Annotated in this window: 16 protein-coding genes and 1 pseudogene; 10 read left to right on the top strand and 7 right to left on the bottom strand. The window is 67.9% G+C overall.

From position 1 onward, the window contains the following. Nucleotides 1–382: 382 nt before the first annotated feature. A pseudogene (locus ED92_RS41965) lies at nt 383–1,117 on the top strand (IS5 family transposase); the annotation flags it as partial. A gap of 427 nt (nt 1,118–1,544) precedes the next feature. Then, complete coding sequence (locus ED92_RS18775; RefSeq protein ID WP_037340456.1) at nt 1,545–2,843, top strand: hypothetical protein; 1,299 nt, start codon at nt 1,545–1,547, stop codon at nt 2,841–2,843. Here ED92_RS18775 and ED92_RS18770 read toward each other — a convergent pair. The 4 genes from ED92_RS18770 to ED92_RS18755 are packed head-to-tail and all read right to left on the bottom strand — an operon-like array spanning nt 2,840 to nt 5,207. Further along, on the bottom strand, nt 2,840–3,274 hold the full coding sequence (locus ED92_RS18770) for a hypothetical protein (RefSeq protein WP_235213330.1): 435 nt from the start codon (nt 3,272–3,274) through the stop codon (nt 2,840–2,842). The genes ED92_RS18775 and ED92_RS18770 overlap by 4 nt on opposite strands. Before the next feature lie 14 nt (nt 3,275–3,288). Beyond that, nucleotides 3,289–4,467 (bottom strand): hypothetical protein, encoded by a 1,179-nt coding sequence (locus ED92_RS18765; protein ID WP_037340452.1) that lies wholly within the window; start codon nt 4,465–4,467, stop codon nt 3,289–3,291. Then, on the bottom strand, nt 4,467–4,763 hold the full coding sequence (locus ED92_RS18760; protein WP_037340450.1) for a hypothetical protein: 297 nt from the start codon (nt 4,761–4,763) through the stop codon (nt 4,467–4,469). The genes ED92_RS18765 and ED92_RS18760 overlap by 1 nt, the downstream gene beginning before the upstream one ends. 57 nt (nt 4,764–4,820) lie before the next feature. Next, complete coding sequence (locus ED92_RS18755; protein ID WP_037340448.1) at nt 4,821–5,207, bottom strand: cupin; 387 nt, start codon at nt 5,205–5,207, stop codon at nt 4,821–4,823. A 78-nt stretch (nt 5,208–5,285) separates the two neighbouring features. Here ED92_RS18755 and ED92_RS18750 point away from each other — a divergent pair, with 78 nt between their 5' ends. Continuing rightward, nucleotides 5,286–5,864: a TetR/AcrR family transcriptional regulator gene (locus ED92_RS18750; protein ID WP_037340446.1), complete on the top strand. Its 579-nt coding sequence runs from the start codon at nt 5,286–5,288 to the stop codon at nt 5,862–5,864. A 16-nt stretch (nt 5,865–5,880) separates the two neighbouring features. After that, complete coding sequence (locus ED92_RS42530; RefSeq protein WP_152610974.1) at nt 5,881–7,152, top strand: plasmid pRiA4b ORF-3 family protein; 1,272 nt, start codon at nt 5,881–5,883, stop codon at nt 7,150–7,152. Here the strand turns inward: ED92_RS42530 and ED92_RS18740 are convergent. After that, nucleotides 7,123–7,593, bottom strand: a complete 471-nt coding sequence (locus ED92_RS18740; protein ID WP_037340444.1) for a molybdenum cofactor biosysynthesis protein — start codon at nt 7,591–7,593, stop codon at nt 7,123–7,125. The two genes, ED92_RS42530 and ED92_RS18740, sit on opposite strands and share 30 nt — an antisense overlap. Further along, nucleotides 7,572–8,066, bottom strand: coding sequence for a peptide-methionine (S)-S-oxide reductase MsrA (gene msrA / locus ED92_RS18735; RefSeq protein ID WP_037340442.1), 495 nt, complete (start codon nt 8,064–8,066; stop codon nt 7,572–7,574). The genes ED92_RS18740 and msrA overlap by 22 nt, the downstream gene beginning before the upstream one ends. A 108-nt stretch (nt 8,067–8,174) precedes the next feature. Between msrA and ED92_RS18730 the strand changes: the two genes are divergently transcribed. The 5 genes from ED92_RS18730 (at nt 8,175) to ED92_RS18710 (ending at nt 18,354) form a co-directional block, all read left to right on the top strand. Further along, on the top strand, nt 8,175–8,501 hold the full coding sequence (locus ED92_RS18730) for a hypothetical protein (RefSeq protein ID WP_037340440.1): 327 nt from the start codon (nt 8,175–8,177) through the stop codon (nt 8,499–8,501). 87 nt (nt 8,502–8,588) lie between these two features. Beyond that, a complete protein-coding gene (locus ED92_RS18725) occupies nt 8,589–10,082 on the top strand; it encodes a TIGR02677 family protein (RefSeq protein WP_037340438.1) in 1,494 nt (497 codons plus the stop codon). Further along, complete coding sequence (locus tag ED92_RS18720; protein ID WP_037340436.1) at nt 10,079–11,299, top strand: TIGR02678 family protein; 1,221 nt, start codon at nt 10,079–10,081, stop codon at nt 11,297–11,299. The genes ED92_RS18725 and ED92_RS18720 overlap by 4 nt, the downstream gene beginning before the upstream one ends. Further along, nucleotides 11,296–15,279 carry a TIGR02680 family protein gene (locus tag ED92_RS18715; RefSeq protein WP_037340434.1) on the top strand — a complete coding sequence of 1,328 codons (3,984 nt, stop codon included), beginning with the start codon at nt 11,296–11,298 and terminating at the stop codon, nt 15,277–15,279. The genes ED92_RS18720 and ED92_RS18715 overlap by 4 nt, the downstream gene beginning before the upstream one ends. An 87-nt stretch (nt 15,280–15,366) precedes the next feature. Further along, nucleotides 15,367–18,354 carry a BTAD domain-containing putative transcriptional regulator gene (locus tag ED92_RS18710; RefSeq protein WP_235213329.1) on the top strand — a complete coding sequence of 996 codons (2,988 nt, stop codon included), beginning with the start codon at nt 15,367–15,369 and terminating at the stop codon, nt 18,352–18,354. Here the strand turns inward: ED92_RS18710 and ED92_RS18705 are convergent. After that, nucleotides 18,351–18,764: a hypothetical protein gene (locus ED92_RS18705; RefSeq protein ID WP_037340432.1), complete on the bottom strand. Its 414-nt coding sequence runs from the start codon at nt 18,762–18,764 to the stop codon at nt 18,351–18,353. The genes ED92_RS18710 and ED92_RS18705 overlap by 4 nt on opposite strands. Nucleotides 18,765–18,892: 128 nt before the next feature. On the opposite strand from ED92_RS18705, the gene ED92_RS18700 reads away from it, so the two are divergent. Continuing rightward, nucleotides 18,893–19,344: DUF4394 domain-containing protein (locus ED92_RS18700; protein ID WP_037340430.1), on the top strand; the 452-nt coding region annotated here is incomplete at its 3' end.

Here is a 19,344-nt window from a genome sequence, read left to right as displayed (position 1 = left end):
GGAGTGCGAAGGGACCTGTTCCCTATGCCCGGTCCGCCTCACCTACGCCGTCATGGCACTCGCCAATCGACAGAGTCGACCGCGAAGCACTGAAACACGCTGATGCCCCGATCGCAGCATGAACTCGACGGCCAGTCCGAGACGCGGGCTCGCCATCAGCAGCACGGTGAAGCTGCGGACGTCGTCTTCGAGATCATTCGAACCAGACAGCGTCGAAGCTGAGCGCCTGGGTGTACAGCAGGCGGCGGTCATCTGCGACTTAGGGTCCTAACAGAATGATCTCGAGCGTGGTTTGATGTCGTGTCTCGTTGATCTTCTGGGGAGGGGTGTGCTGGGTGGGGCAGCGGCGTCCGTGGGAGGTGATGATGGTTTGTGAGAGCGGATTGAGCCGTTGTTGCCGCGGGTGGAGCGTCGGTTCCGGCATCCGGGGCGTAAGCGGCTGGATGACCGTAAAGCGTTGTGCGGGATCATGTTCGTGCTCTATACGGCGATTCCGTGGGAGTTTCTGCCGCAGGAGCTGGCCTATGGGTCGGGCATGACGTGCTGACGTCGGTTGCGGGACTGGACCGAGGCCGGGGTGTGGCAGCAGCTGCATGAGCTGCTGCTGGCGGAGCTGCATGGGGCGAACCTGCTGGACTGGTCGCGGGCGGCGGTCGACGGATCGCATGTGCGGGCGTTAAAGGGGGCCGGAAACCGGCCCCAGTCCAGTCGACCGAGCCTGTGTCGGATCGAAACACCATGTGATCACCGACGGCACCGGCATCCCCTTGGCGACTACCCTGACCGGCGGGAACCGGCACGACGTCACCCAGCTGATGCCGTTGATCCACGCGATCCCACCGGTGCGGGGCGACGGCCACGCCGGGTCTACGCCGACCGGGCCTATGACCACAACAAATACCGCCGCCTTGTCCGCGCCGAGGGGATCACACCGGTCATCGCCCGCCGCGGTGAACACCACGGCTCCGGCCTCGGTGTCCACCGATGGGTCGTCGAAGGCGCCTTCGCCCTCCTGCACTGGTTCCGCCGCCTGCGCATCCGCTGGGAAATCCGCGACGACCTCCACCAAGGCTTCCTCACCCTCGGCTACGCCATCATCTGCTGGCACCGCCTCAAAACCCACTCATTCTGTTATGACCCCTTAGTGGAGTGGTACCGACGAAACGGCAACGGCGCGTCACCGGGCGCGAGCGTCACACGACTACTACTAGACAAAACTGGCCTGCACCACCAAGCATCCGCTCCGAAACCGCTGGCCAGACTTGTCCCCCTTGGCGCTCCCGTCGGGGGCACTCGTCCACTCAACCGATCGGCCCAAACCCGCACGTAGTCCGAGCCCCGCGGACGAGACACTGGGACAGCATCAGCTTGACCTCGTCCTGACGTGCGGTTTCGTGAGCCGCAGTGGCACACCTACCAGGATAGGTCGATTTCAACGTCACCAGTTCCGAAGGCATGAACAACCACTCGTGCCTCATTACTCTCACCGGGCTGAGTATCTAAAAGCACCGATATCCGGAAAGACAAGCTGCCACGATGTCGTAATGGATCTTCGTGTCGCGGTGCTCCGGCTCACCCAGGTCATGCGTTCTCGGCTCCTTGGCGAGTCCTTGCGGACCGTCGAGTCGCCGGTCTTCGCATATCCGGCCTCGTCAAAGCGCAAGTGGCACCTTCGACGTCGATACCTCGTCGTCTTCGTCGACCGCGCGCTAGACAGCGAACCGGAATATATCGTCGGTTTGGGCGTGGCGATTCCAGGTCGTCAAGCGACCTCCTACGAGCGGCGCATCGAGGTCGAGGAGTTCATCGCCCTGCCCTCGCCGATACCCGTCGACAGCATCTCTGCCCGTCTCAAGGGTTTTTCCGACGCCATCCATGCGGAAGATCCCCTGACAGCCGCCCGGGCGCAGCGCCTGGTCAACGCACTGGCGCAGGAATCTCCGTCGCTCGCGTCGCTGTTAGCGGAACTCCAGTCAAGGGTGGCCGTGCCGGTGCAGACAGGAGATGCCGTCGGCAGCTCCTTGGGGCAGCGTGACGCGAGCAACGTCCTCCTGACTGCGTTCGGAATGGACCGTGCGCCCATCAGGAACTGGCCCACGTCAACCACTTCGACCGCCTTCTACCACGCCATCCCGGGGGATGCAGTCCCACATGAGGATGATCTGATCCGGAACGACTTCATGCACCTCCCCGGCTGGCCCACCGGGCAAGCGATCGACTGGACGGCACGAAGCCATAGCCGCGGTGGCCGTGAACTGCGCATCTACTATGCGAACACTCGTTCCCTCGAACGACAAACCGGCGTAGACCTTATTTACTACAACGACTTTCACAGGTGTTTTGTTTTGGTCCAATACAAGAAGTTCGACTCGAAGGGTCAGGATCTCGTCTACAGGCCGGACAGCGACAAGAACTTCGCGAGCGAACTGTCCCGCATGCGCGAGATCGACAAGGCTTGCTCGGTCGACTACAGGCCGGCAGACATCCAACTGATGCGTTCGGCGACCTTCTTCAAATTCTGCGACCCTGTCCCCTTCGAGCCAGGGACACAGGACCTCGTACCGGGAATGTACCTTGCCCGCGAACACGTCGAGACCCTGCTCGCCGACGGCCAGCCAGCCAAGCGCCGAGGACGACGGATCGACTATGGAACCGTTCCGCGCTACCTGAACAACACCTTGTTCACAGGCCTACTCGGGGATGGATGGATAGGCACACGCGGCGCGGCGACCGAACTGGTTGCACAGCAGATAGAGATCAGCCTCGGCTTGGGACGAGCCGTCGTCCTCGGCTTCAGCCGGAACCAACGGCTCGGCAATTCCCAGCGCCAACGACTCAACTAGCGGCCTGCGGGACGGCCGTCCGGGTCCGTCATCGTGATGGCGCCACCCTGCGCCCGCAGCACCACATCGGCCTGATACTTCCCCTCACCAAGGGCGGCGAGAGTGCCGAGACTGACCATCCGTGTGGTGGCGCCGTCGCGGTCGAACACCAGCAGATTGCCATCCTGGACGTAGTCGCCGCTATGGGTGCCATCGCCCTCGACCGTGACAGGCCTGCCGAGCTCGCGTTCGATTCGGGCGCCTGAAGCGGGACCGGTGAGGATGTGCACTGACGTCCAATCGCCGGGCGCGAGTTCCTTGAGCGGTCGCGAACCGCCAGTCCGGGCGAGATCGCTGATCGTCTTCTCGAGACCTTCGTCGAATTCCACTGTCACTCCTGGGGTGCTCGTGCCACAGCCCGCCACGAGGGCGAGCAGGGCGAGCAGAGTCACTATCAAGCGCATGGTCAGTATTGGTCCGGATACGCCGACGGGTCGCCGGGGTCGTGGTCGTCGTTGCGCCCCGGATTGTCCGTGGGCCAAGGCTTGTTCTTGGTTTCGCGGGTCTCGCCAGGAGGCGATTCGTTGGACGATACCAGTGTGTCGTTCTTGTCGATGACCACCATTTTGCCGTCCTTGACCGCCTGTTCGATCAGGTTCGCCATCTGCTCGGGACTGGCGTCCGGGTTGGCTCGGGCGATCGCGCGGCCGACTTCGTTGTTGTGGAGGTCCATGGCCACCGGGACATGGTGGCTGTTCGGGTTCCGCTCGTGCGCCGTGGCGAAGTCGCGGGCCCATTCCTCTCCGTACCGCTGCGTCATCATCGCGTTCCAGTAGGCGTGGCGGAACGCGTCGGCGTGCCCGTCGGTCAGGCCTTTGCCCTCGAACTTGCCTTCTGCGACGTGTAAGGCATCCTGCCGGATGTCGGCGAACTCCTTGAGCCCGAGCAATCCCTTGCGCATTTGCAGATCGTCGAGCAGTTTGGCTTCGGCTTGGGTGATCTTCTCTTTAGTGAAACCCGCCCGCTCCGCGAGCCAGCCTGTCAGGCCACTCGGCCACACTGTCGTGCCGTCCGTCTTGACCTGATATTTCGCCAGAAGATCGCGATGCCGCTGTTCGTCGGCGATGCGGTCTTCACCCGCCGCGGCGGCAGCGGCCAACGTCGTCGCACCGGCGTCGCCGATCTCGCCGGCCATGATGCGCTTGAGCACGGAGTTCAGTTCGGTGTCGATCTGGCCGGCGCGGGCCAGGATGGCTTCCACTTCGACCTGCAAGAGCACGCTGGAGAGAAACCCAGTGGCTTCCTCGGTCTCGACGACCTTGCCGTTGTCGATCCGGAAACCGTTCTTGGTGGCGAAGTCCTCGGTCGTCTCGACGCTGCGCACCAAATCGCGCACAGCCTGCTCCGTGTCATCGATGATCTTCACGGCTGCCGACAAGCGCGCCGCCAGGTCCTCGAGTTCCTGACATCGGGCGCGAAGGTTCTCGGTCGCCGCGTCCGCTGCTTCCCCGGCCCACCCGGCGGGCTTGGCACCGTCGATCTCGTCCTGCAACCCGAGCACCTGGCGGTTCTGCGCGGCCAAGTGGTCACCGATCTGCCCTATCCCATCAGCGTTCCATTGGCTGACATCGGCCCAGGTAACCATCAATTGCCACCCGGCCCATCGAATTCCTGCTCACCGGCGCCATCTCGAGCGCGGTACGCAGTTGCGGCGGTGGTCAGCGACGCGGCGTAGGAATCCACACCCTTCGCCCAGACGCCGATGGAACTCTCCCAATGCGGACCGAGCTCGGCGGCGGTCTTCGCCGACTCGGTTCCGGTCAACGCGCCGGAAAGCGCCGCCACTCGCTCTAGATCCAGCTCACGCACGATTCCAGCGGCTCGCTTGGCCTGATCGGCCGCATCTCGCAAGGCTTTCGGATCAGCTTCGAACCCCGTCATAGACCCCTCCCCCTCAGATTGAGGCTACTTGTCCTATTTGGGAGGTTCAAGTCGCCGTCAGGCTTCGTGGAAATCGTCGAGACGATGGGCTTCGATTGAAGATTCCGTGGCGGCCAGCCAATGCGGATAGGTGACATAGACGAGTTCCGTGTCCTCGTCGGCCACGTAGACGACCTCGGCACCGGAACGCAGGTAGATCACCTCGCCGGCCCGAGCCGTCACCGAACCCGAAGGGCCCTCGACCGTGAAAACGCCCGAAGTGATGACGAGGGCCTCGTCGTAGGTCATCTTCCAGGGGTTCTTCTCGCCCTTGCCATAGCGGGCGAAGCCGACGGACATGGCCGCGCCGCTGTCTTGCGCGAGGACGTCGGCCAAGAAGATCTGCTGGTCGAGCCGCTGGAACCAGGTCGAAGCGTCATCGCTTGTGAAGTGTTCGACGGACATCCAAGTCTCCTTAAGTGGAAGTTCTTCCACTTAGTTAACTGGAGAAAGTTCCACTTGTCCACCGGTTAGGCTCACTGGGTGCTTCCCATCGCAGGAGCCGGGATTCCAGAGCGGGCGGACGCGGCTCGCAACCGGCAGAAGATCGTCCGAGCGGCGGCCAAGCTCGTTGCGGCCAAAGGGATCGACGGGCTCGCGTTGGACGAGGTCGCGGCGGAGGCGGGCGTCGGGATCGGGACCGTGTATCGCCGATTCCCGGACAAGGGAGCGTTGGCGCAGGCGCTGCTCGACGAGAACGAGCGCGAGTTCCAGGAAGCGTTCATCAGTGGGCCGCCGCCGTTCGGACCCGGGGCCGCGGCGGCTCAAAGACTGAGGGCGTTTCTGGAAGCGTACGTCGACAGGCTTGAGACCCACGGCGAACTGCTGATGGTCGCGGAGACGGAGACGCCGATGGCTCGATTCGTGACCGGCGCGTACCGGCTGCACCACAGTCACCTGGTCGCGTTGATCAGCGAGATCGAACCGGAAGCGGACGCGCATTTCAGGGCCGACGCGCTGCTCGCACCACTGGCGGCCGCGCAGTACGTCTACCAGCGGCGAAGCATGACACCGGACCAGATCAAAGCGGGACTGCGTGACCTGTGCCGGCTGGATGACTGAAACTCGAAGGGGCGGCATGGATCTCGCGGTGAAGTCCGAACTGGTCGAGCAGGTGCGCGCGTTCACCGAGTGGGTGGGCGACGGGCTGAAGCTCACCCAGACCGGGCGTATCACCTTGGCAGATGCCAAAGCGCTGGTGCCGTTACTGAAGACCGGTGACGTGCTCGAGCAGACCATCGGCAGCCACGTGTACCGGACCAGGTCGAGCGAGCGCCTTCTCAACCTGATGCTCGTCGTGGAGTGCGCCAAGGCGGCGGGGCTGGTTCGCAAAACGGGGCAACGGCTGGTTCCGGTGAAGAAGAATCAGGCGCTTCTCAAGGACCCACGGAAACTGTGGCTCGCCTTATTCACCGGGTTCGAGAAACTCGGCGAGGCGTTCCTGCACTCGGGATTCGGCGAGTCATTGCTGCGCCCGGAGTTCACGCATGGCAGCCGCGCCGCGTTGGCGTCGTTGTACGCCGCGGACGGTGCTGTCGCGATCGCGAGCTTGTGTGCGCTGGTCTGGGACGTCGTAAGCGCGCCTTATGTGCTGGAAGATCTCAACGAACTCCAACTCGAGACTTTGCGCCTCGCCACCGATCGCGACACCGCGCACGCACTCGATGCCCTTCGGCAATTGGGGGCCGTAATCCTCCAGGACGAATCAGCCGAGATGACCGAGCTCGGCCGATCGGGTATGCGACGGCTCCTGGGCGAGCCGGACGCCGGCGATCCGATCTACCAGGTGAAAATCACTCTGCTGGACACCGAGAGTCGCCCGGTGTGGCGACGCTTGCTGGTCCCGTCGGCCATCCCGCTCGACAGGTTGCACATCGTCATCCAGGCCGCGATGGGCTGGGAGAACTACCACTTGCACTACTTCCTCGACGGGGAGACCTACTACGGCGAAGCCGAGCCCGAGCTGCAGTACCGCGACGAACGGCAGGTGCGGCTGGACGACCTCGTGAAGCCCGGCGGCCGCCTCTTGTACAACTACGACTTCGGCGACAGCTGGGACCACGAAGTCCTCGTCGAGGAAGCCACAGTCGCCACGTCAAATGGGCGTTACCCAAGGTGTATCGCGGGCGAATCGGCTTGCCCGCCGGAGGACGTCGGCGGAACCGGTGGGTATACCCGTCTGATCGAGATCCTCGGCGATCCCGGGCATCCGGAACACCAGGACATGGTCGACTGGCTCGGTCTCGACGACCCTGGCCAGTTCGATCCCGCTCACTTCGACCTCGACGAAGCCGACCAGCGCCTCGCCGTGGCCAATGGCTTAGTAGATCTCTACCGGACCAACGCGTAAGACGCCGTCGTCAAGCGGCACGCACCGCTTCCCACCGCGGCCCCGCAGGGCAGCGAAAGTCCCGCGAGGGTAAACGACGTCCATCCAAGCGCACGGATTCGCGGGCCGGTGCACCTCGAAGCGCACAGGACCGTCACCGGAGTCCAGAGTCACGACCGAACCCCGCGGCAAAGCGTCCACATCGAAGCCCGACAGCACGATGTTCCGCCGGGCCAGCAGCGGATCGCCAGGGACAGCGGAAGAGAAGAGCGTGACCGCGGCCGAGCGATGCGCGGGATGGTTGAAGTACCGGTCCCCCACCAGCCCCAGCCCCGCGCGCACCTCGACATGGTCGCGCGAGACCGGAGCGGGATCGGGGCGAGGGCCGTCAGAGGGACGGCCCTCGTACGCGTGCACGGAAGAGACGTGCAGCGCGACGATCAGCGCTCCCCGAGTTGCCATTCCGGCCGCACGTAGTGGCAGGTGTAGCCGTTCGGGATGCGCTCCAGGTAGTCCTGGTGCTCCGGCTCGGCTTCCCAGAAGTCACCGGCCTGGGTCACCTCGGTGACCACCTTGCCCGGCCACTTCCCGGAGGCGTCGACGTCGGCGATCGTCTGTTCGGCGACCTGCTTCTGCTTGTCGTCGGTGTAGAAGATCGCCGATCGGTAGCTCGTGCCGATGTCATTGCCCTGGCGGTTGCGGGTCGTCGGGTCGTGGATCTGGAAGAAGAACTCCAGGATCTGCCGATACGTCAGCTGCTCCGGGTCGAAGACGATCTCGATGCCTTCGGCGTGGGAGCCGTGGTTGCGGTAGGTCGCGTTCGGCACGTCGCCGCCGGTGTAGCCGACCCTGGTGGAGACGACCCCGGGGTGCCGGCGGAACAGGTCCTGCATGCCCCAGAAGCAGCCGCCCGCGAGAACAGCCTTTTCCGTCACTGTAGATCTCCTTCGGTCGTTGACACCCAGTACAACGTGTCGCACCGCCCCTGTCATCCCCGTCCAAGTGTGACGGAACGCTTACGTCCACCGTGCGTCTCACGCTAGGTGAAAGCCCTCCTCGCGGTCCTCGCCCTCCTCCTGGCCGGCTGTGCGACGCCCCCGCCAAGCCCGACACCGGAGGACGCCTTCCGGTTCGGCGGGATCTCGATGCCAGCCAGCGGCAAGGTGCTGGAGACGCAGTACGACCGGGGCATCGACTCGCGCTACGTCGTCGTCCTCACCCTGCCTGCGGAGGACGTGCCCAAGCTGCTCGAAGGGTCGAACTTCGCGCCCGGGGTCCTGAACGACGACCGGGTCGTCAACGGTCGTCACGTCTACCGCAGGGTCACCATCGAGGGAACCACGGTGCGTCTCGAGATGTTCACGACGTGAGCACTCTGCGTGAAAAAGATGGGCCGTTCGGACTCGCCTGGGTGACCCCCTAACGTGTACCTCCACGCACCATCCGCCGGAGGACGCATGGATCCGTTCCGTGTACCGCCCGAGCTGTTCCGTTTCACCGACGGGAGCAGATCAGGGCTTCCCCTGGCGATCCTGCACGCCTTCGGCGAGGCGAACGAGCGGCTGGAGACGGCGCTCGGGATCGACGACGTCCGCACGCGGCTGCGTGAGGTCGGCTGGCTGGAGACGCTCGACGACGAAGACCTCGTCAAGGCGTTGGACCAGCTCAAGGGCCAGGGCCACCTCGACGTCGTCCAGAGCCACGCGGGTGACTACCGGACCGCGTCCGAGTACGAGCGCCGCAATCTCCAGTACGCGCTGACCCGGCAGGGCGAGGCGGCGTACGCGGGTGTGGTCCGCGCGAACGAGGTGCTCAACGCGACGGGGGCGCTTCAGACGGCGACGCTCGAAGCGCTCGGCGAACGGCTCGGTGAGCTCGCGAAGCAGCTCGAAGACGGCACCGACAGGCGTGTTTTCAGTGCGCTCTCCGAAGTCGAGGGCCACCTCGAAGCGTTCCGCGACAACACGAAGCGCTTCAACGGCGACCTCCAGCGCCTGCTGCACGCGGAGGCCGATCTCGCGACGTTCCACGAGGTCAAGGCGGCGACGGTCGCGTATCTGCAGGAGTTCCTCAACGATCTCGAGCATCACACCCACACCATCGCCACCCGCATCAAGGAGATCGACGACCACGGCATCGAGCGCGTGCACCGGCGGGCGCTCAACGGAGCGGCCCTCAACAACCCGGATCAGCGCTGGCTCGACGTCCGCAAGGCGCGGTGGGACGGGCTGCGCGCGTGGTTCCTGCCCGCGGACGGGGCGACGCCGCGGGTCGAGGACCTCCACAACCTCGCGCGGCGGGCGATCATCACGCTTCTCCAGGTCCTGGACCGGATCACCGAGTCGCGGCGGCGCGCGAGCAGCGCGGTCGCCGATTTCCGGGAGCTGGCGCGGTGGTTCACCGTCGTCCCGGCGCAGGAGGACCTGCATCGCCTGTGGTCCACGATGTTCGGCCTGAGCTCCGCGCGGCACGCGCATCTCGCCCACGCCGACCCGGAAGTGGTCAGCACGACGGCTTCGTGGCTCGACGCGCCGCCGGTCGAGGTGTCGGAACTGCTCCGCTCCGCGGGCCGCACCGAGCGGTTCACCCGGACCGGGCGGGTCCGCGACGTCAGCGCGATCAGAGCCGCGAGAGCCGAAAAAGCCCTGCAGGAACGCGCCGAGCTCGAAGCCGCGTGGAACATGCTCGACACCGGCGGCGTCGTGCGGCTTTCGGCGTTCGAGAAGCTGGACCACACCGTTTTCGAGCGGCTGCTGGATCTGCTGGGACAGGCGCTGGGCAGGCCTCCCGGCGCGGAGGGCGCCCGGCGGAGCACGACGTCCGACGGCCAGATCGAGATCGTCCTGCGGCCACCGCGGAACGGCGCGGTCGCGCGCCTGACCACCACGAGCGGCGTCTTCCGTGGCCCCGACTACGAAATCGAGATCAGCACGGCCGGAGGCGGTGCGTGAGCCTCACGAACCAACTGGTCATCGCGGAACGCGAAGAGGTCGCGCGCGGGATCCGGGCCCTGCTGGCCACCCCGCTGATCGGCGAACGCGGCTCCCCCGAGACCTTCGACCTCATCCGGCGCCGCCGCGAACCCATCCGGCAGTGGTTCGACTACTACTGCGGATGGACGCTCACGGTCGAACCGCGGCTCGGCTACGCCCGGCTGGTCAAGGTCCGCGCGGCCGCCGACCCCACCCGACCTGCGCGACGGCTGCGCTCCGGGCGCGCGGCGTTCGACCGCCGCCGCTACGTCCTGCTGTGCGTGGTGGCGGCCGAACTGCTGACCGTGCCGGTGACGACCATCGGACTCCTCGCCGGCCGCGTCGCGCAGGCGAGCGCCGCCGACGATCTCGTCACCACGTTCGACGTCGCCACCAGGGCGGAGCGTTTGGCGTTCGTAGACGTCCTCAAGCTCCTGGAGTCCTTCGGCGTCCTCGAAGCGGCCGACGGGGATCCGGAGTCCTTTGTGGACGATCCGGCGGCGAAGGTGCTGTTCCGGGTCGACGCGACACTGTTGCTGCGGCTGCTCGCCGCGCCGGTCGGTCCTTCCCAGCTGGCCGTGCCCGCCGACGACGTCGCGCTGCGGTTCGAGGAACTGCTGGAGGCGGTGTCGCACGAGCAGCGCTACGGCCTTTCCTCCGGCCGCCACGAGGACACGCCGAGCGCGTCGGACGTCCAGCGGAACCTGTGGCTGCGGCACACGGTGTTCCGCCGTCTCGTCGACGATCCGGTGCTGTACTTCGCCGAACTGACCGCGGAGGAACGCGCGTACCTCGGCACGCCGACCGGCCGCCAGTTGCTGCGGCGTGCCGCCGAGCAGGGCGGTTTCGTCCTCGAAGAGCGCGCGGAGGGTGTGCTGCTCGTCGACGTCGACGGGCTGGCCACCGACGAGCGGTTCCCGGACGACGGCAGCAACGCGAAGGTCGCCGCGCTCCTGCTGCTCGACGTGCTCGACGAGCCGCGGACCATCGACTACCTGCAGAAGGCGACCGCCAAACTGCTGAAACGCTTCCCGCGCTGGGCCAAGACGTACCGGGGCAAGGACGGCGTGCGACGGCTGACCGTCGACGCGCTCGCCGTGCTGACCGGCTTCGGACTGGTCCGCACCGAAGCCGAACTCGTCCGGCCGCTCCCGGCCGCCGCGAGGTACACCGACCGCACCGAGGAGGCACCGTGACCGTGACGAGGTGGATCCCCTCCCGTGCGGGCATCCTCAACATCTGGCGCTACTACGACGAGATCTTCGAGTTCCACGACGGGCGCCTGCTGCTGCGCGGTCCCAACGGGAGCGGGAAGTCGAAGGCGCTGGAGCTGCTGCTGCCGTTCCTGTTCGACGCGAGCCTGCGCGCGAACCGGTTGTCGACGTTCGGCACCAGCGAGCGCAGCATGCACTGGAACCTGATGGGTGAAGGCGCTTCCGGCGCCACGCGCGTCGGGTACGTCTGGCTCGAATTCGGCATGGCGGGCGAAAAGTGGTTCACCTGCGGCGCGCGGCTGCAGGCCAGCACCCACACCAGCACGGTGCACGCCGATTTCTTCACCACCGATCTGCGCGTGGGCGACGGCCTGGCGTTGGTCAACGAGGCCGGTCAGCCACTGACCAAGGGCGCGCTGGAAGAGGCGCTCGGCGAGCACGGGACGGTGCACGACGGCGCGGCCGAGTACCGCGCGGCGATCCGCGCGAAACTGTTCCCCACTTTGAGCGAACAGCGCTACGACGCGCTGATCACCGCGCTGCTGCAGCTGCGGATGCCCAAACTCTCGCAGCGGCTCGACCCGAGCCTGCTGTCCAACCTGCTCTCCCGCGCGCTTCCGCCGTTGGGGCAGCAGGAGATCGCGGACCTCGCCGAGGGTTTCGAGCGGCTCGACGCGCAACGCGAACGGCTGGGCTCGCTGGAGACCGAGGTCGACGCGACCCGCGCGCTCGCCGCGCGGCAGAAGACCTACGCCCAGCGTGTGCTGCGCGCGGGCGCCGCGAACCTCATCAACGCCACCACGGAACTCGACGAGCTCGCCGCGGCCGCCCGCCGTTCGGCCGAGGAGCACGACGAAGTGGCCGCGAAGAAGGAGGCCGCCGAAGCACGGGCGGCGAAGCTCGAAAAAGACGTCGAAGAGACCGAAGCGCGTCTGTCGGGGCTGACCGAATCCGAGTCGTATCGCAAGGGCCAGGAGCTCGACAAGCTGCGGCAACGGACCTTGTCCACGAGCGAGAAAGCGGAGGCACTGCGCGCGGACGCGGACCGGCTCCGTGCCGAGGCGGATGCCGACGAGGAGCGCTCATGGGCGGCGAAGCAGGTCGTGAAACGGCAGGCCGACCTCGTGCGCTCGCTGGAGACCGAGGTCCGCGCCGCTGCGACCCGCGCGAATCTGGCCGGGGTACACGACGAACTCGTCGCCGGGCTGGACGAACCGGCCCGGCTCCGCCCGTTGCTGCAGGCCGCCGTCCGCGGCAAACGCGATCAGGTCGAGGCACTCGGCCGGACACTGGACAAACACGAACGCGCCGTCGGACGACGTCACCAGGCCGAAGCGGACCTGGACCGCGCACGAGCGGATTTCTCGGTCGCGCAGGAGCGGGTCGAACTCACGACGGCGACGCGGGAACTCGCGCTGAGCGATCTGCGCACCCGGCTCGCCGAATGGGCGATCGGCTGCCGCGAGCTGCGCTTCCCCGACGTGGAAGCGGTCGTCCGGGACGCCGAGGCGGAGGTCTCGCTGCTGGGCAGGCTCGGCGTCGTCGCCGAGACCGTGCTCGAAGACATCATCCGGCGGGAGGCGGCGACCGGTGCCGCGCTGGCCACCGCGCGCGCCGAGCACGACGAACTCCTCGTCGAGGCGGGCGTGCTCGAAACGGAGGACATCCTCGCGCCCGAGCCGCCGCGCACCCGCACGGCGGACCGGGCCGAGATGAGCGGCGCGCCGTTGTGGCGGCTGGTCGATTTCGCCGGCTCGGTCCCGGAAAGCAGCCACGCGGGGATCGAGGCCGCGCTCGAAGGCGCCGGTCTGCTGGACGCCTGGGTGAACTCCCACGGGGTCGTCGACGGGCACGACGTGCTCGCGGAGTCCGGGACGCTGCCGGTGGCCTCCGGTCGTTCGCTCGCCGACGTCCTCGTGCCGGAACCCGACGCGGAGGTTTCCCCCACGAAGATCCGCCGGATCCTGGAAGTGATCGCGTTCGACGACACCCTCCCCGCCGGTCCCGCGGCGATCGGCGCGGACGGTGGCTGGCGGATGGGCAGCCTGTCGGGTAGCTGGGCGAAGGACGCCCCGGCCTACATTGGCGGTTCCGCGCGGCTGCGCGCCCGCGAACGCCGCATCGCCGCGCTGCGGGACAAGATCTCCCTCCGTGAGAAGACCATCGCCGAGCTGGAGGGCGAGCTGGCCGCCCTGCGCGGCAGGCGCGAGCTGATCAAGATCGAACGCGCCGCCCGCCCCGGTCACGACGATCTCCTCGCCGCCACAGGGGAACTGACCACGGCCGAGGCCGAGCTGACCGCCGCCGACGCCGCCGTCCGGCATCTGGAGGGCGCCGTCTCCGCGCTGGAGATCGAGGCCAAGACCGCGCTGCACGAGCTGACCGCGCAGGCTTCGGAATCCGGGTTGCCGACCGAACGCGCACCGCTGGCCGCGCTCGCCACGGCTCTGCGTACGTACTCCGACCAGGGCGAGAACTGGTTGTACGAGCACGGGAACCTGCTCACCGCGACCCAGCGGGCCGAGCTGTGCGCCGAGCAGGCGGACCGGTCGGAGGGGAACGCGGCCCGGCGCGAGGACGAGGCCGCCGACGCGGAGGCCGAACGCACCAAGCTCACCGCGATGCTCGACGCGATCGACGGGACGGTCGGCACCGGCCAGCGCGAGGTGCTCGCCGAGATCGACGGCCTGCGCACGAAACTGCGTGAACTCTCGGGCGAACTCCGCGCCGCGAACGCCGACGCCAAGGAGCTCGCGGTGTCGCTGGGCGCGCTCGGCGTCCGCCGGACCACCGACGCGCGGGCACGCGAAGAGGCGGCCAAGAAGCAGGACGCCGCCGCGCTCCGGTTCCGGAAGCTCGCCACCGGGATCTTCCCCGCGGACGGCGGGATCGAGGATCTGCCGAAGTTCCAGGCCACCCTGTCCGCGTCCGAGAGCGTCCGTGCGGCGCTGGACACGGCCCGGCTGGTGGCCGCCGCGTGGCCGTCCGTGCCGCACGCGCCGAGCAACCTCGGTGAGGCACTGCACCGGCTGTCGGAAGCCGTGCACACCTGCCGGAACACGCTCAGCTCGCGCGCGGAACTCGATCTGGAGACCGACGAGGACGTCCAGATCTTCACCGCCGTCGTCGACGGGCTGCGGGTCGGCGCGGCCGAACTGCTCAAGATCCTTTACGCGGAAGCGGAGCAGAGCAGGCACGAGATCACCGATCGCGAGAGCGACCTGTTCGACAAGACGCTGACCGGCGACACCCGCCGTCATCTCGCGGCCCGCATCCGGCAGGCCAACGACCTCGTCGACGGCATGAACGCGCGGCTGGAACGCGTGCGGACCGCGTCGAGGGTCGCCGTCCGGCTGGTCTGGCAGGTCTCCCCGGATCTGCCGCCGGGTACCAAGACCGCGCGGGATCTGCTGCTGAAGGATCCGGATCAGCTGACCGCCGAAGACCGTGTGTCGCTGCACAAGTTCTTCCGTGAGCGCGTCGAGCAGGCGAAGGCGGACGACACGGCGACCAGCTGGGAACAGCAGCTCGCGCAGGTCTTCGACTACACGTCGTGGCACCGGTTCGTGGTCAAGGTGGACCGCGCGAACGGGGCGGGCTGGCAGCTGCTGACCAAGAAGCTGCACGGCGCGCTTTCCGGTGGGGAGAAGGCGATCGCGCTGCACCTGCCGCTGTTCGCCGCCGTCGCCGCGCACTACCAGGCCGCGCCCGAGGCGCCGAGGGTGATCCTGCTCGACGAGGTGTTCGTCGGCGTCGACACCACCAACCGGGGGCAGGTGTTCGGCCTGCTGTCCGCACTCGACCTCGACCTGATGCTGACGTCGGACCACGAATGGTGCACCTACGCCGAACTCGGCGGCGTCGGGATCCACCAGCTCATCACCGGCGGTGACGGCGACGACGCGGTCACCACGGCCCGGTTCACCTGGAACGGCCACGACCTCCAGCCCGCCGGGCATTAGCCTGAGCGGCCCCAAAGCCGGGCGCAGCGGGGCCCTTTCCGTCGTTTTTCCTTGTGCGGCGCGGAAGGGCTCGCTACGTTCCTGCCGGTGGCCGTGCGGATCCAGGTGCTGGGCTCGCTGCGCGTGTGGCTGGCCGGGGCGGAGGTCGACCTGGGCCCACCGGGCCGCCGCGCCGTCTTGGGTCTGCTCGTGCTCGCCGGCGGCGAGGCGATGTCCAAGCAGGAACTGGTGGACGCGCTGTGGGGTGACCGGCCGCCGCGCAGCGCGGTGAACGTCCTCCAGACACACGTCAAACACCTGCGGCGGCTGCTGGAACCCGGCCGCCCGTCGCGATCCGGAAGCGACATCCTGCCCCATGTCGGCGGCGGTTACGCGGTGCGCTGGGACGCCGTCGAAATCGACCTGCCCCACGTCCGCGGGCTCGTCGCCCAAGCGAACGACGCCCAGCGCGACGGCGAGACCGGCCGTGCCGCGTCCCTGTTCGGCGAGGCCGTGCGCCGGTGGCGTGGCAGGCCGCTGGCCGATGTACCTTCGCTCGCAACACATCCCAAGGTCCTGGCCCTGCTCGCGGAACGCCGCGCGCTGCTCGCCCGCTACGGCGACGCGATGCTCGCGATCGGTGCCGTCGACGAAGTGCTGACCGAACTGGTCGAAGCCGCCGCGGATCAGCCGCTGGACGAACCCGCGCAAGCCCGGTTGCTCCGCGCGTACCATCGCGCGGGCCAGCGGGCGACGGCTTTCCGGCTCTACCAGGACATTCGTGAGCGGCTACTCGAGGAACTGGGCGTCGAACCCGGGCCGGAACTCGTCGCGGCGCACACCGCCCTGCTCGAAGACGGCGAACCGCTCCCGAGCCCGCGTCCCGCCACCCGGGTTCCCCGGCAGTTGCCCGCCGAACCACCCGGGTTCACCGGCCGGGCGACTGAACTGTCCATTTTGGACGAGCTGGTGCCGCGTCCCGGCCGCTCCGGTGGCGCGGTGGCGATCGCGGCCGTCACGGGAACGGCGGGCGCCGGGAAGACCGCGCTGGCCGTGCACTGGGCGCATCGGGTGAAGGACCGGTTCCCGGACGGGCAGTTCTACGCGAACCTGCGCGGCCATTCCGGCGGCGCGCCCGCGACGGCACTCGAAGTGCTCACCCGGTTCCTGGCCGCGCTGGAGATCCCCGCCGAACGGCTTCCGGCGGACACGGAGACCGCGTCCGCGCTGTACCGGACGCTGATGACCGACCGGAAGGCGTTGGTGGTGCTGGACAACGCCGTCGACGTCGAGCAGGTCCGGCCGCTGCTGCCCGCCGGCCCCGGCTGTCTGGTGCTGGTCACCGCACGGGACCGGATGGCCGGGCTGGTCGCCTTGCACGGCGCCCGGCGGATCACCTTGGGTGTCCTCGATCCCGGTGAAGCGCTGGAACTGCTCGCGCGGCTGCTCGGCGTCGAGCGGGTCCGGGCCGAGCACGAAGCGGCCGTCGAGGTCGCCGGGCTGTGCGCGTATCTTCCGCTGGCGCTGAGGATCGCGGCGGCCAATCTCGCCGACGATCCAGGGAACGGTATCGAGGACTACGCCATCGAGCTGCGCAAAGGTAATCCGCTCGCCGCGCTCTCCGTGCCGGGCGACGAGCAGATCGCCGTCCGGACCGCGTTCGACCTTTCGTACGCGGCCTTGCCCGCGGAAACACGCCGGCTGTTCCGGCTGCTGAGCCTGGTGCCGGGCAACGACATCGGCGTCGAAGCGGTCGAGATCCTCACCGGTTCGGACGAGGCGGGGCGGATGCTGGACACGCTCGCGGGTGCGCATCTCGTCGAGCAGCACGCGCCGGATCGCTATCACTTCCATGACCTGCTTCGCCGTTATGCCGCCGATCGCCTGCGGGAATCCCCGGCGGAGATCGGATCCGCCCGGCAACGCCTGCACGAGTGGTACCTGCGTGGCGTCGACGCCGCGGCGAAACTGTTGTACCCGCACATGTTCCGGATCCCGCTGGCCGTGCCCGGCGGCCCGGTTCCCGCCTCGGCGGCGGACTGGCTGGAAACCGAGCTGGGAAGTCTTGCCGCCGCCGCCGAAGACGCGGCGCGGACCGGACCGCTTTCGGTCGCCTGGCTGCTGTCCGACGCCCTGCGTGGCTACTTCTGGATGTCGTCGCGCCAGGTGGAATGGCGGGCGACCGCCGAAGCCGCGTTGTCCGCCGCCGAGGAGGACGGCGATCTCCGCGCCCGCGCGTCCGCCCGGTTCAGCCTGGCGGATCTGGGTTTCCGTCAGGGGCGGTATCGAAAGGCCGTCCGGGACTACACCGGCGCGCTCGTGCTCGCCCGGCGGGCGGGCTGGGTGGAGGCGCAGGCCGCGGTGCTGGGCAATCTCGGTTGTGTGTACTGGCAATCCGGACGGCTCCCGGCGGCCGCGGCACGGTTCTCGCGGGGGCTGGAGCTGAGCAGACGCGCCGGAACCCCCGCCGGGGAGGCCGTCGCGCTGGGCAATCTGGGGCTGGTGCAGTGGGAGATGGGCGATCTTTCCGGGGCTGCCGGGCATTACGTCCAGGCACTGCGCCGGTATCGCGGCATCGGCTCGCGTTACGGGGAGGCGATCAACCTGGCCAACCTCGGGCAGACGCAGCACGCCCGCGGCCGGGTCACGGAGGCCGCCGGGCTGCTCGCCAAGGCGCTCGTGCTGCATCGCGAGGTCGGGAATCGCGCCGGAGAAGCGGAAACGCTCGGCAGACTCGCGTCGGTGTACTGCGATCTCGGCCGTCACTCGGACGCGCTCGACCACGCGCGCGAAGGGCTGCGGCTCGCGCGAGAGACCGGCGAACCACGCGGCGAGGGCGAGGCGCTCGTCGCACTCGCGCGCGTGCATCAGCGCGCGGGACACCGGCAGGACGCCGTCCGCCGGTACCGGCAGGCTTTGGTGCTGCTGCGGGAAACCGGCGACCGGTATCCCGAGGCAGACGCGCTCATCGGGCTCGCCACCGTCACCGGCGACCTCGGGCAGGCCCGTCAGGCGCTCTCCCTCGCCGAGCAGGCGGGCTATCACGCGTTGCGAAGACGGGCGTCGGCCGCGGTGGATTCGATCCTCCGGGCCTAGGCCGCGATGTCACCGCTGGCGTCGTACGTGCCCGCCGGATGGAAGGTCACGACGACCCACGGGTTGACGCCGTGTTCCTTGCCCGCGCCGTCCTGGCAGGAGAACTCGCTCATGTCGAACACGCTCCACGTCTTGTCCGGGAGTCGCCTGATCGACTCCTCGACGCGGCCGACCCAGCGACAGGCCGGGCTGTGCACCCGCGCCGTCACCGAGGGGTCCGCCCAAACGATGCTCCCGCCCTCCGCGCACCACGAAAGGTCGAACGTGTAGGTCCACCTCCCCGGATCTTCGAGCACGACCGGCTTGATGACCTTGGCACCGGAAGCGCATTCCCGGACCGCTTCCGCCTCACCGGGCACGGCGAACGTGAGACCGGCACAGAGGATCGCCGAGCAGACAAGGACGTTCATCGCTCCCACTGTTCCGCCGGACCCGCTCGTCCGCAAGCCGCCGGATGCCGGGTCCAACCGACGTCCAATGGCCGTCCAGTGCCGCCGAATAGCTTGTGCTCGCACAGTTTCCGCTGAGGGGAGTACGGATGAGGGCACGACTCACGAAGGTCTTGACCGTGGTGGCGCTCGCGACGACGCTTGTCGTCGGGACCGCGACCTCGGCGCAAGCCGCCGGGCCGCGGGCGTTCGCGATCTCGTCGGACGGCAAGCTGATGGCCACCTTCTACACCGACACACCCCAGGTCCTCGACTGGGTCCGGCTCGTACAGGGCCTCACCTGCGGGGAAACGCGCCTGATCGGGCTCGATTTCCGCGTCCAGAACGGTTTGTTGTACGGCGTGGGCGAGAAAGGCTGTATCTACACGATCAAATTCCCGCCCGCGGCACCCGACGTCATCGTCACGAAGGTCTCGCAACTGAGCGTTCCGTTGTACGGCAAGGACTTCGGCGTCGACTTCAACCCGGCCGCCGACCGGCTCCGGGTGATCAGCGACTACGGGCAGAACCTGCGGCACAATCTCGGCGACCACGTCACGAT

Origin of the sequence: Amycolatopsis sp. MJM2582, from assembly GCF_000754115.1 — a bacterium.
GTDB lineage: Bacteria > Actinomycetota > Actinomycetes > Mycobacteriales > Pseudonocardiaceae > Amycolatopsis > Amycolatopsis japonica.
The sequence above is the reverse complement of the archived record's forward strand: the minus strand, read 5'-3'. Positions and strand labels throughout refer to the sequence as shown.

Coding starts and splice junctions, on each gene's coding strand:
- ED92_RS18740 (WP_037340444.1), bottom strand. CDS start 7,593: ATGGCAACTCGGGGAGCGCTGATCGTCGCGCTGCACGTCTCTTCCGTG.
- ED92_RS18725 (WP_037340438.1), top strand. CDS start 8,589: ATGGATCCGTTCCGTGTACCGCCCGAGCTGTTCCGTTTCACCGACGGG.
- ED92_RS18775 (WP_037340456.1), top strand. CDS start 1,545: ATGGATCTTCGTGTCGCGGTGCTCCGGCTCACCCAGGTCATGCGTTCT.
- ED92_RS18765 (WP_037340452.1), bottom strand. CDS start 4,467: ATGGTTACCTGGGCCGATGTCAGCCAATGGAACGCTGATGGGATAGGG.
- ED92_RS18760 (WP_037340450.1), bottom strand. CDS start 4,763: ATGACGGGGTTCGAAGCTGATCCGAAAGCCTTGCGAGATGCGGCCGAT.
- ED92_RS42530 (WP_152610974.1), top strand. CDS start 5,881: ATGGATCTCGCGGTGAAGTCCGAACTGGTCGAGCAGGTGCGCGCGTTC.
- ED92_RS18755 (WP_037340448.1), bottom strand. CDS start 5,207: ATGTCCGTCGAACACTTCACAAGCGATGACGCTTCGACCTGGTTCCAG.
- ED92_RS18705 (WP_037340432.1), bottom strand. CDS start 18,764: ATGAACGTCCTTGTCTGCTCGGCGATCCTCTGTGCCGGTCTCACGTTC.